The organism is Pseudoalteromonas sp. D15MCD-2 (assembly GCF_038562745.1).
Taxonomy (GTDB): Bacteria; Pseudomonadota; Gammaproteobacteria; order Enterobacterales; family Alteromonadaceae; genus Pseudoalteromonas.
Genome location: NZ_JBCFQE010000001.1, coordinates 643,966 through 656,898, shown reverse-complemented (window position 1 = coordinate 656,898; position 12,933 = coordinate 643,966). Strand labels below are relative to the sequence as shown.

Genomic DNA, 12,933 nt, shown 5'->3' with positions numbered 1-12,933 from the left:
TACTCGTTGTGAATTATTTACTGCAATCATCATGTAGGGTTGGTAGACTTCTAGTCCCAAAAAACAAACCGAGAATTAAGCATTGCCTAAAAAAACACTTTTATTATTCGCTCTTGCTAGCGCATTTAGTCTACCTCTAGCTGCTGAACCTTGGGTTAAACCAGACGACTATGGCTTACGAGCCGACATTCAATTATTAGCGGATACAGGAGTGATTAAAGCTCCTGTAACGACATACCCGCTAATGTGGAATAGCTTTATTGATGAATTAAATGACACCACACTAGAGCAATTACCTAGTTTTGTTCAAGATGCTTTACTTCGTGTAAAGCACAGATATAAAGCCGAAAATACCGAGCAGCACAATTTCCATACTGAAGTTTTTCTATCAACAGATACATTACCAGCCACGAGTTTTGGCGCCACCAACACACAAAAATCAGAAGCGACCGTCGCTTATAGTTATTTAGGTGAAAGTTTAGCTGGTAAACTAGCAGTTAATTATCGTTCTGATGGTCGAAAATGCTATCTAGAGGGCATGGAACAATCAGACATAGCTGAAGATCATCAAGCTCTTACTGATTGTGATGATATTACTTTTGACCATAGTTACCTTGCCTATAAAATTGGCAATTGGGTCTTTCGTGCAGGTGCAGTTGAACAATTCTGGGGACCAGGTGTTGACAACAGTCTAATTCTCACAGCGAATAGTAAACCTTTACAAGCTTTCAGCATTAGTCGTGAAAAAGCCACCGCTTTTGAATCAGCTTGGTTGAGTTGGATTGGTCCTTGGAGCTTAACAACTCAAATGGCTAAGCTTGAATCTACCCGAGCAGTCCCTGATGCGCTACTTTGGAGTAGCCGAGTGAACTTTAGACCAATTCAGCAGCTTGAGGTTGCTCTAAGCTGGTCTGCACAATGGGGCGGGGATGGTGAACCACAATCTATCTCAGAATTTTTTGATATGGTTTCAGGTAAAAGTACTTGCCCTGATGGATCGCAAGACTGTACTGAAGCTGAGAAGTCAAAATTAGGCAACCAACTGGCAGGTATTGATTTACGCTGGTCAGATACTCTCTATTCATACCCGTACGCTATTTATGTAAGTACGATTGGCGAAGATGCTAGTAGCTACTTTAAGCCCGCAGACAGAGCGTATTTAGCGGGTGTAGAGACAACAATTCCATTTGCAGAGCAAAATATCAAAGTAAACATTGAATACATTGATACTGTAGTTTCATGCTCTGGTGATGAATCTGTGCCTGGTGCTGTGATCTCATATAACTGCTATTACGAGCATGGTAAATATAATTCTGGTTATCGCTATCAAGGAAGAACGATTGGTTCTACATTTGATAACGACACAGAGTCCCTTGTACTCACAGTGCTTGGGCAACATAGAAATGGCAACGATTGGCAGGTTAAACTGCGCCAAGTTGATTACAACAACGACAATGTAGATCTTTACCCTAGCAACCCAGATTTAGGGCATACAATCACTAAAAATGCCATTGATAGTACACAACTAGAACTGCGCTACAGAATGTTAGCATTACAAGGAAGAATCTCTTTCGGTGCTCTGGCTGCTAAGAATAAATCAATGGAGGAATCAGACACTGAAACCTCCGCATTTATGAAATATGAAATGAACTTTTAGAATCAAAAAAGCCAACACATGTTGGCTTTTTTATTAACTTTTGATTTTGCTAATTACGTTTGATGTTGAGCAACCATTAAGAAACTCAAGTACTTCGACTTTGCCGCCATGGCGTAATACATGATCGGCACCGGCAATTTGGTCAACGGTATAATCGCCGCCTTTTACTAGTACATCAGGGCTAATTTGCTCAATAAGCTTAGCTGGCGTGTCATTTTCTTCAATACTGCCAAATGGAATAACCCAGTCAACTGATGCCAATGCACTTAATACCATGGCACGTTCATCCAATGGATTAATCGGTCTTTCTGGACCTTTCAAGCGAGTGATTGATTCATCATTATTTAAGCCAACAACCAGCCTGTCACCTCGTGCTTTAGCCTGTGCTAGGTAGCGCACATGGCCTGCGTGAAGAATGTCAAAACAGCCATTAGTGAAAACTATTTTTTCACCATTTTGCTTAGCAAACTCAATATGCTGAAGCACATCTTCAAACGGCGTTTGGTAATGCTCGCCAGTTTGCTGTAAATATTGACCAAGCTTACGGCTTAGCTCTTCTGGCGATACGGTTGCGGCACCCAGTTTACTCACCGCAATTCCGGCAGCAAGGTTGGCAATTTCAACCGCATCTTTTGCTGCCATACCCGCACCAAGCATCACGGCAAGCGTCGCGATTACGGTATCGCCGGCGCCAGTAACATCGCTGACTTCAAGCTGCTGGGCCGCAAAATCATGTTTTTCTGCTTGGCTGATTAACGACATACCCTGCTCTGAGCGAGTTAACAACATAGCAGCGATGCCCGCTTCAGTAATTAGCTTACGTGCGCTGTCAGTCAAGTTTTGCTCAGAGTCCGTCAAACCACCAGCAAGCTTAAACTCGTTTAAGTTAGGGGTTATGTAATCAGCACCACGATATAAGCTTAAATCAGATGATTTAGGATCAATAAGTACCGTTTTACCCGCTTTCTTTGCAACCTGAATCATTTGTTGAATTAAGCTCAAAGAGCCTTTGTTGTAATCAGAAAACAACACAAAATCGTAGTCATCTAAAACCAGCTCTAAACGGTTTAATAACAATTGGCTGTGTTGCTCAGTAAAGCTCTCTTCAAGGTCTAATCGAACAACTTGCTGATGACGGCTGATTACTCGCATTTTAGAAATTGTCGGTAAATCGCAAACACTCACTAATTGCGAATCAATTTTCTCTGAACTTAAAATTGTTTCGAGGATTTGCCCACTTTCATCTTCACCAACTAATCCTAGTAGGCCCACTCTACCATCTAAACGAGCAATATTTTTTGCTACGTTTGCTGCACCACCAGCTTTGTCTTCAAATTTACTGACTTTAACAACAGGTACTGGGGCTTCAGGCGAAATACGTCCTGAATCGCCATGCCAATATCTATCTAGCATGACATCACCAACGACCAAAATACGTGCCTTTGAAAGGTTTTTTAGTAACGCTAAATCCATTACTTTTGCTCCGCTACAACCATATCGATGGCTTCGCATAGCCAATGTCCGATGAACATATGCGCCTCTTGGATACGCGCTGTTTCATCATTTTTAATGATAATAGGTAGCTTAGCGATATCTTTTACTTTACCGCCATCTCGGCCTGTTAATGCGACTGTAAAGGCGCCAATTTCATTTGCCGCTGCCAGTGCAAGATTGATGTTAGGACTAGTGCCTGAGGTGGTTAAGCCAATCACCAAATCTTCAGGTTTACATAACGCCTGCACTTGGCGCTCAAATACAGTATCAAAGTGATAGTCGTTACTGTGAGCGGTTAAAATTGAGGTGTCTGTTGTTAATGCGATAGAAGCCAGCGGACCGCGCTCCAATTTGTAACGTACGACAAACTCAGCAGCTAAATGCTGTGCATCAGCCGCACTACCGCCATTACCAAACCAAATAACCTTACCACCTGCTTGCAAAGCGCTGTGACATACTTCAAGTAATTGCATCACTTCTGGGTGATATGTATCCATCGTTTCAAATAACATTTGATGGCGGTTCAAACTTTCTAAGTAGCTTGCTGCTACAGAATCTAATTCAGGCATGAATATCCCTCTTTGGAACAAACTTTGGCAGGAGTAATAATGTTATTATTCCACAGATTTATTTCTTTGTGTTCAGTTTATCGTACTTTTATGAATATCGACTGGATAATTACAGTTATATGTAGACTAACTATTGGCAACAGCTCGATTAGCGTTAAACTACCCTAAAACTCTATATATTAAAAATTATGGCGCGCATTTTATACTCTTTACTTTTATACCTACTAAGTCCACTGGTTGTTTTTTACCTGTATGTTTTACGTGGCAAAAAGAATAAGGGTTACCGTGAGCATTTTGCTGAGCGCTTTGGCTTTTCGAACTTATCTCATCACGATGTTGTTTTTCATTGTGCCTCTGTAGGGGAAGTGTTAGCGGCAACCCCGCTTATTAAGGCTGTTCAATCAGAAAATCCAGCGCTTACTATTTTAGTAACCTGTAATACCCCAACAGGTCGCGAGCAAATAAAAAATAACTTTAAAGATGCGGTTAGCTGTAGTTATTTACCGATTGATTTTTTCTTCGCTACCAATCGATTTTTAAAACGAATCCAGCCAAAGGTACTGTGTATTTTAGAAACTGAGCTTTGGCCAAACCTTATGGCGCAAAGCAACAATTACGGCACAAAAGTACTTGTTTTAAATGCCCGACTTTCAGCAAAATCACAGCAAGGCTACCAAAAGGTAATGCCTTTAACTAAGGTGATAATGCAGTCTATTAGCGATCTTGCTAGTCATAATCAAAATGATGCCAAACGTTTTATTGAACTTGGTTTAAAACCTGAAAAGGCACGCGTATTTGGCTCAATTAAATTTGATATCACGCCTACAGAAGAGCAATTAAATAAAGTTGCAGTACTAAAAAAACAGTATAACAACGAGCGCTTTATCTGGGTTGCAGGCTCCACTCACCCTGTTGAACATGAGCTTATTTTAACTGCTCATGAAAAGCTGTTAAAAGCGTTACCCCACGCACTTTTGATTATTGCTCCACGTCACCCAGAGCAATTTGATAAAGTCGCTGAAGTTTTAAAAAGCTCAAATTTGAGCTTTAGCCGTCGCAGTGAAGATAACTATAACAACCAACAAGTTGTGTTAGCTGACACGTTAGGTGAGTTACAATGCTTATATGGTGTGGCAAACATCAGCTATGTTGGTGGTAGTTTAATCGAGCGAGGCGGCCATAATCCGTTAGAGTCAGCAGCGTTTTCTGTTGGCGTATTAGCAGGTCCTCATACCTATAACTTTGACCATATTTATCCTGAGCTGATTAGTGCTCAAGGAGCTAAAACCGTTACCGATGAAAATCACCTTGCTGACACACTTATCGCTTTGAGTACTGATGTACAAAAGACGATTAAGCTCGGTCAACAAGCTGCGAAATGCGTTGCTAACAATCAAGGCGCCATCAGTAAAACGGTTAATTTAATTGAGCTTTACTTAGAAAAGTACGGTAGAAAAGTAAAATAGAATAGAGAAATAATGTGACTTCAAAGCAAGCGATGAATCGCCCAGAAATACAAATGCGCGAATGGGTATCAAGCGTAATCGTAAAATACAATTTCTGCCCGTTTGCCCGTAAAGAAGTTGAAAGCAATTGCATTCATTATCAAATCAGTCAGTCTATTACGCTTGATGATGCAGTAATGGATATGCTTGAGCAATGTAGCGCGTTAGACCAACAAGCAGAGCGCGAAACCACTTTATTAATGTTTGAGCAAGGCTTTAAGGATTTTGAAGAGTTCTTAGATTTAGTCGATTTAGCCAATGCGCTTTTAGCTGCGCAAGGCTATGAAGGTAAGTATCAAATAGCCAACTTTCATCCTGACTATGTGTTTGCTGATAGCGATGACAGCGACGCTGCAAACTATACGAATCGTGCACCTTACCCAACACTGCATTTGATCCGTGAAGCCAGCATGAGCGAAGCGTTAGACAGCTACGATGAACCCGAATCGATCCCAGAGCACAACATTAAACTAGCAAGACGCAAAGGCATCGACTTTTGGCAGCAGCTGCTGCAAAACTGCATCGATAAGCGCTAACACCTACCGGCGTTTAATAGATAAAAAGCCAGCAATGCTGGCTTTTTATTTTTTATAGCTATTAAATTTAGTGAGTTATTTTTTTACCCACTCACCGTTCACTTCAATGTAGTGACCCGGCTTAGTTTTTTCGATAGTTTTAGCCGCAGCAAGAGCTTCAACTTGTGCTAACGAAAGGTTGTTCTTTTTCGCAAGTTTTAAATATTGCTCTTTACGCTTTGCATTAATTTCGTCAACGACCGCTTTTGCTTCGCTGTTATTAACCACTAAACCTAAATAGCCTGAGCTGTCTTCACCCACTAAACCTTGGCTCTTTGCATCATCAAGGCTGATAGCCCAAGCAGAGAAAGATAAACAAACAGCACTGATCAAGGTGATCACATTTAGTTTTTTAAGTTGTAATTTACGCATATGTGCTCCTTAGAATAATTCGCTGTCATCACTGAATAAGGTATCAAGTTCTTTATCCACTTTTACGCGGATCTCATGGTCAACTTTTACATTTAAGTTGATTGTAATCGGCTCTTTTGCTGCCACCTCAACACGGTGAGTACAGGCACTCAGCATGCCTACCGCCGTCAGCATTACTAACCACTTAGCCATCATTGCTTCCTTTTTTTGCATACTCTTTCTCAACTTTTTGAGTAATTTCATCACTTAAACGCAGCGCTCTAAGCAAGGTAAATACATTCTCTTCATGGTTATAATTAAAGTTCACTGCTTGCTGCTGCGCTTCATTATAACCCTCTAAATTAACACCTAAATGTAACCAACCATCTGGTTTGAGGTTAACACTGCTACGTAGTTTTTTAATATCTAAGTTCTCAAGTAAACTCAGCGTTGTGCTCAGCTCCTGTTGCTGCGCTTTTACAGCTTCAAAACCTGCATTATTAGTAATCAGTAATTTACCATCACCTTGATTAACTAGCTGCCCTTGCTTTACCTCTATGCCCTGTTTGCTTATAACAACAGGTAAGGTGCCTGCTAAGCGCCCGCTTAAGCTAATGCCAGACTCAGCATCAAGGGTGACCAATTTGCTGGCATCAATATTTTCAAACTTAACAGTCGCGGTTTGGTTATCACTGAGTGGGCAGTACTTATTTACCACAAATGCGCCGCCCATAACCTGACCAGTTAAATTAGCTGCGCAAGGCTGATTAGCCGTTACCTGCAACTGACCTTGTATATTTTTGACCACGGCACCAGCGCGCAGTTCATTGAGTGTAAATTTAGTCGCTGCAATATTAAGCTGGCCTGAATTAAACGTGCCGTTCAAATTCACTGCAAAATCATTCGCTAGATAATTATTATAAAGCGCACTAAGTTTATTTATCTGCAAATTGCCCTGTGCTTGTTGAAGATTTACATCCCCTTTTATATTGCCCGAAACGACTCCGTCGGTGACTGTAGCAAGCGGCTCAAACTGAGCAATTATTGGGTTAAGTTTGGATACTGCTTGCTCTGGTATCACCAACTCAAACGGATGCGCAACCTCAGACATATGATGACTGACAAGCGCTTCAAAGCCATCTGCAAATACATGATGCGTTGCCTGCAAGGCGCGGCTTTGAAGAGCCTTTGACACAACAGACAACTTATTTAAGCTAAGCTCTGCTGTTGATAATTTGGCGGCAGTGGTTTTGGCATCAATATCAGCAAATAATTCCCCCACACTGAGGTCTGTACTAAGGGTTAGCTCATTACTTATTTTTACTGCATTCATATCATCATAATTTAATGATTTAACCTTGCTATTGGCTTTAACAACGAGGTGCTGCTGGGCATTATACTCAGCGTCAATCGCGCTGCTAAAATCAGCTAACTGTGCACCTGATATTAGCGCATTTTTAGCACTGATATTGGTATTCAGTTTAGCTGTAGGACTAGTAAATAACTCATCGATATCTAGCTTTCCTTTAGCCCCAATACCCTCAACCAGAGCACCGTCAGCCTGAAAATCTAAAAATGCTGGTAATGACTCCACCGACAGTTCAAAATCAGCGCTAACGCTGCTTTCATGCAAATGCGCATTGAGTTTAAGCTCATCTATATCTTTACTATTAAAATCAATGCTAACTTGGCTATTAAGTGATGCGAGCGGCTCCAGCAAAGAAAGGCTCGTATTACTGACTGTCACCTCACTTTGCCCTTCTGTAGCTTGCAGCTTTACAGTTGGGATTGATAGCAGCTCACCTTCTACACTGACTGGTTTTTCAATGTGTAACTGCCAAGTAAGCGGTAACTGCGCTTCAATAAATGATTGATGCTGTTGATCTGCTATGGTGTTTAAGCAATCTCGGTTTGCGCTAAGCTGATTTTGTAAAGCTGATAAATCCGCGTATAAGTGCTGTTGATTTAATTGATACTTAGCACTCATTTGCCCTTCACTGGCAAAACCTAATTCGCACTCCTTTATTGCATGCTGATAACTTGCATTAATTGAGCTTTCAATTGCAACTGTAATTCCATCAAACTTAATCTGTGACTGAGTGGTAAAATGGCTGCTTGTTGGCAATGTTACGAACCGCTCAGCCACTTGCTCATCAAACGTGATGTTGGCTTTGACTTCATAATTAGATATTACAACGTCAGCATTGAGATCCCGCGAAATCGTAAAATGATTTAGGCGCTTTTCTTGTATCTCCAGCCTAACAGGGGTGTCGGTAAACGGTGAGACTACATCAAGCTGCTCAATTCGAATTAGCGGCCTTTGCTCGGGTAATACCAAGGCAAGCTTTTTAAATTCAGTTTTTGAAGCGTCAGGTTGTTGATTATTAGTCTGATTGCTAATTATAAGATTGGCTCGAGAAACACTAACCTGTTGCTTGTTAGCAAGGATGTCAGCTAACTCTATTTGCTGCCCTTGATAAGTTAAGCATAATTTCTCAATATTCAAATCAAGCTGGCGAGTTAATGACCAATCAATGCAGTGAAGCTCGGCGCCATTTTTACTGAGCATAGGCGTTAAATACCACGATGTCAGTGGTAATCTGAAAAGATACGCCAACAACACCATGCTTAGCACGATACCTAGCAACCCAACACACGCACGCTTAAAACTCAAAAAACTCTCCTTGCTTCTCGCTTCTCGCTTCTCGCTTCTCGCTTCTCGCTTCTCGCTTCTCGCTTCTCAGATCATTATAAACAAAAAGGCCACACATGATAGTGCAGCCTTTTTAGTTTAAACGGTTTGTATGAACCTAGCTTGTATAGCTAGGCACACAATTAAGTTCTAGCCAACGTTTTTACGAGCGTTGCGGAACATACGCATCCATGGGCTATCCTCAGTCCACTCATCTGGGTGCCATGAGTTAGCAACAGTACGGAATACACGCTCTGGGTGCGGCATCATAACCGTTGCACGGCCATCAGTTGAGGTAATACCTGTGATACCTTCTGGCGAGCCATTCGGGTTAGCTGGGTATTGCGTTGTTGGGTTACCGTAGTTATCAACAAACTTCACTGCCACAGTACCTGATTCAAGCGCTGCTTTAACTGCATCACCGTTTGCGAACTCAGCATGACCTTCACCGTGAGAAACAGCGATAGGCATACGTGAACCTGCCATACCGTTAAAGAATACCGATGGGTTTTCTTGTACTTCTACAAGGCTAAAGCGAGCTTCAAAACGCTCTGACTTATTCGTTACGAAACGAGGCCAGTGCTCAGTGCCCGGGATCAATTCTTTCAATGTTGAAAGCATTTGACAGCCATTACACACACCTAAGCTGAATGTATCTTCGCGGTGGAAGAAGCTTTGGAACTGCTCACGCGCCATCTCATTAAATAGGATTGACTTAGCCCAGCCTTCACCTGCACCTAATACGTCACCGTAAGAGAAACCACCACATGCCACTAAGCCTTTAAATTGCTCAAGTGTTAAACGACCTTCAAGAATGTCGCTCATGTGCACGTCAACCGCAGCAAAGCCTGCACGGTTAAATGCCGCAGCCATTTCTAAGTGAGAGTTAACGCCTTGCTCACGTAGAATCGCCATTTTCGGCTTCGCACCTGTTGCAATGTAAGGCGCTGCAACATCTTCGTTTAAGTCAAAGTTTAGTTTTACATTAAGACCAGGGTCTTTTGCGTCAAACTTAGCGTCAAACTCTTGCTTAGCACACTCAGGGTTATCGCGACGTGCTTGCATTTGGTAAGTTGTTTCTGCCCACATAGTACGAAGCTCAGTACGCGTGTGGTTAAGAACCACATCATCACCACGAGTGAATACCACACGATCATCAGCGTTTAGTGCGCCAATTTCATGGCTGATAGCTGCTAAGCCATGGTCTGCAAGAACGGCTTTAACTGCGTCTAAGTCAGCGTTTGCCACTTGGATAACCGCACCTAGCTCTTCATTGTAAAGCGCTTCGATGTCTGAACCTGTTAAGCCAGCAAGGTCAACAGTAACACCCGTGTGACCAGCAAATGCCATTTCAGCAACCGTAGTGAATAAACCACCGTCTGAACGGTCATGGTAAGCAAGTAGCTTGTTATCAGCAACAAGCGCTTGCATTGCTTCGTAGAAGCCTTTTAATAATACAGGGTTATCAACGTCAGGCGTTACATCCCCTAGTTGCTTATAAACCTGTGCAAGGCTTGATGCGCCCATACGGTTTTGACCCGCACCTAAATCAACTAATAATAGTGATGACTCACCTTTATCAGTACGTAGCTGTGGCGTTACGGTTTTACGCACATCTTCAACACGACCAAAGGCAGTAATGATCAATGATAATGGTGCAGTAACCGATTTTTGCTCGCCGTTTTCATCCCATTGAGTTTTCATCGACATTGAGTCTTTACCCACAGGAATAGTTAAACCGAGCGCCGGACAAAGCTCTTCACCTACCGCTTTTACAGCTTCGTAAAGACCCGCATCTTCGCCTGGGTGGCCTGCTGCAGCCATCCAGTTTGCAGATAGCTTGATATTTTCAAGGCCACCAATGTTCGCACACGCGATGTTCGTTAGTGACTCAGCCACAGCTAAACGAGCAGAAGCACCGTAGTTTAAAAGTGCAGCTGGAGTACGTTCACCTAATGACATTGCTTCACCGTGGTAAGTATCAAACGCAGCGGCTGTTACCGCACAGTTTGCTACTGGCACCTGCCAAGGACCTACCATTTGGTCACGCGCAACTAAACCCGTTACCGTACGGTCACCAATGGTGATTAAGAATGTTTTCTCAGCAATCGTTGGTAAGCGTAATAAACGCTGTGCAGCGTCTGCAGCATCAATGTTAGCAACGTCTAATGGTTGAGATTGCGCTTTTTTCGATTCAACTTCACGATGCATTTTTGGTGCTTTACCAAGTAAAACATCAAGCGGAAGATCAACTGGGTTGTTACCGAAGTGGCTATCTTCAACCGTTAAGTGACGCTCTTCTGTTGCTTCACCAATAACAGCGTATTCTGCACGCTCACGTTTACAGATTGCTTCGAAGCGCGCGAAGTCTTCTGCTGCAACAGCTAATACGTAACGCTCTTGAGATTCGTTACACCAAATTTCGTGTGGTGCCATACCCGGCTCATCGTTTGGAATGTCACGAAGTTGGAATTTACCACCACGACCACCGTCGTCTACAAGCTCAGGGAATGCGTTTGAAAGACCACCTGCACCCACATCGTGGATGAAAGCGATTGGGTTTGCATCACCTAGCTGCCAACATTTATCGATAACTTCCTGACAACGACGTTCCATTTCTGGGTTTTCACGCTGTACCGATGCAAAGTCTAAGTCTTCGTTTGATTGACCTGAAGTCATACTAGACGCAGCACCACCACCAAGACCGATGTTCATTGCCGGACCACCTAGTGCAATTAGCTTAGCACCTACAGGGATTTCACCTTTTTGAACATGTTCAGAACGAATGTTACCTAAACCACCGGCAAGCATGATTGGCTTGTGGTAACCACGTACTTCTTCACCGTTATGGCTTGATACTTTCTCTTCGTATGTACGGAAGTAACCAAGTAAGTTAGGGCGACCAAATTCGTTATTGAATGCCGCGCCCCCTAATGGACCTTCAGTCATGATATCAAGTGCATTAACGATACGACCAGGCTTACCGAAGTCTGTTTCCCATGGCTGCTCGTAACCAGGAATACGTAGGTTAGATACAGTGAAGCCAACTAAACCAGCTTTAGGTTTAGAGCCGCGGCCTGTTGCACCTTCATCACGGATCTCACCACCAGAACCTGTTGATGCACCAGAGAATGGCGCAATCGCTGTTGGGTGGTTGTGAGTTTCAACTTTCATCAAGATTTCGATGTTTTCTTGATGGTACGCGTACTCACCTTCAACATTAGGGAAGAAACGACCTGCTAACGACCCCTTCATTACCGCTGCGTTATCTTTATATGCAGATAGTACGTTTTCAGGGTTTTGCTCGTAAGTGTTTTTGATCATTTTGAACAATGATTTTGGCTGTTCGATGCCATCAATTGTCCAATCGGCGTTAAATATTTTGTGACGACAATGCTCAGAGTTTGCTTGCGCAAACATGAATAATTCGATGTCGTTCGGGTTACGCCCTAACTTTTGGAAGTTTTCTACCAAGTAATCAATTTCGTCATCTGCAAGCGCAAAACCTTGCTCCACGTTTGCTTTAGCAAGCGCTTCACGGCCACCACCTAAAATGTCAACTGATGACATTGGACGCGGCTCATCGTGACGGAATAATTTAGCTGCATCAGCCATATCCGCGTGCGTTGCTTCAGTCATACGGTCATGTAATAACGCTGCAACTTCAGCTGTTTGCTCAGCTGATAAATTACCTTCTACGTAGTATGCAATACCACGCTCAACACGGTGAACTTGGCTTAAGCCACAGTTATGTGCGATGTCAGTTGCTTTTGATGCCCAAGGCGAGATAGTACCTGGACGCGGCGTTACAAGAATTAACGTGCCCGCAGGGGTATGCTCAGCAATTGTTGGACCATAAGTAAGCAGTTTTTCCAGCTTGGTTTGCTCATCAGCTGAAAGCTCGGCTGTAAGATCAGCAAAATGCATGAACTCAGCATAAACGTCAGTGACTGGAAGTTGTGCCTGTTGGCAACGCGCTAAAATTTTCTGAACTCTAAAATCGGAAAGTGCTGGTGCACCACGAAGGATCAACATAGGTATTTTCATCCGGGGTTAGGGATTGAACGATATTTTAGGCGCATATTATAGT

General features: G+C 42.8%; 9 protein-coding genes. 3 read left to right on the top strand and 6 right to left on the bottom strand.

The genetic code is table 11. The annotated features are described in order from the left end of the window. Positions 1–82 precede the first annotated feature (82 nt). Positions 83–1,657 (top strand): capsule assembly Wzi family protein, encoded by a 1,575-nt coding sequence (locus AADY36_RS02970; protein WP_239964189.1) that lies wholly within the window; start codon positions 83–85, stop codon positions 1,655–1,657. A gap of 33 nt (positions 1,658–1,690) precedes the next feature. On the opposite strand, the gene hldE is transcribed toward AADY36_RS02970, so the two are convergent. After that, complete coding sequence (gene hldE / locus AADY36_RS02965) at positions 1,691–3,130, bottom strand: bifunctional D-glycero-beta-D-manno-heptose-7-phosphate kinase/D-glycero-beta-D-manno-heptose 1-phosphate adenylyltransferase HldE (protein ID WP_239964188.1); 1,440 nt, start codon at positions 3,128–3,130, stop codon at positions 1,691–1,693. After that, positions 3,130–3,720 carry a D-sedoheptulose-7-phosphate isomerase gene (locus AADY36_RS02960; RefSeq protein ID WP_058585836.1) on the bottom strand — a complete coding sequence of 197 codons (591 nt, stop codon included), beginning with the start codon at positions 3,718–3,720 and terminating at the stop codon, positions 3,130–3,132. The genes hldE and AADY36_RS02960 overlap by 1 nt, the downstream gene beginning before the upstream one ends. A 188-nt stretch (positions 3,721–3,908) precedes the next feature. Between AADY36_RS02960 and waaA the strand changes: the two genes are divergently transcribed. Continuing rightward, positions 3,909–5,186 (top strand): lipid IV(A) 3-deoxy-D-manno-octulosonic acid transferase, encoded by a 1,278-nt coding sequence (gene waaA, locus AADY36_RS02955; RefSeq protein ID WP_342408473.1) that lies wholly within the window; start codon positions 3,909–3,911, stop codon positions 5,184–5,186. Between the two features lie 32 nt (positions 5,187–5,218). After that, positions 5,219–5,761, top strand: a complete 543-nt coding sequence (locus tag AADY36_RS02950; RefSeq protein WP_054561196.1) for a DUF1415 domain-containing protein — start codon at positions 5,219–5,221, stop codon at positions 5,759–5,761. A gap of 75 nt (positions 5,762–5,836) precedes the next feature. Here AADY36_RS02950 and AADY36_RS02945 read toward each other — a convergent pair whose 3' ends face one another. From AADY36_RS02945 to purL, 4 genes are all read right to left on the bottom strand, one after another. Beyond that, positions 5,837–6,172, bottom strand: a complete 336-nt coding sequence (locus AADY36_RS02945) for a YdbL family protein (RefSeq protein ID WP_054551056.1) — start codon at positions 6,170–6,172, stop codon at positions 5,837–5,839. 9 nt (positions 6,173–6,181) lie between these two features. After that, on the bottom strand, positions 6,182–6,364 hold the full coding sequence (locus tag AADY36_RS02940) for a YnbE family lipoprotein (RefSeq protein WP_054551055.1): 183 nt from the start codon (positions 6,362–6,364) through the stop codon (positions 6,182–6,184). After that, the gene (locus AADY36_RS02935) at positions 6,357–8,825 is read right to left on the bottom strand and encodes an intermembrane phospholipid transport protein YdbH family protein (RefSeq protein WP_342408472.1); all 2,469 of its coding nucleotides are present in this window, start codon (positions 8,823–8,825) and stop codon (positions 6,357–6,359) included. The genes AADY36_RS02940 and AADY36_RS02935 overlap by 8 nt, the downstream gene beginning before the upstream one ends. Positions 8,826–8,993: 168 nt before the next feature. Then, positions 8,994–12,878, bottom strand: coding sequence for a phosphoribosylformylglycinamidine synthase (gene purL, locus AADY36_RS02930; protein WP_055022378.1), 3,885 nt, complete (start codon positions 12,876–12,878; stop codon positions 8,994–8,996). Positions 12,879–12,933 lie beyond the last annotated feature (55 nt).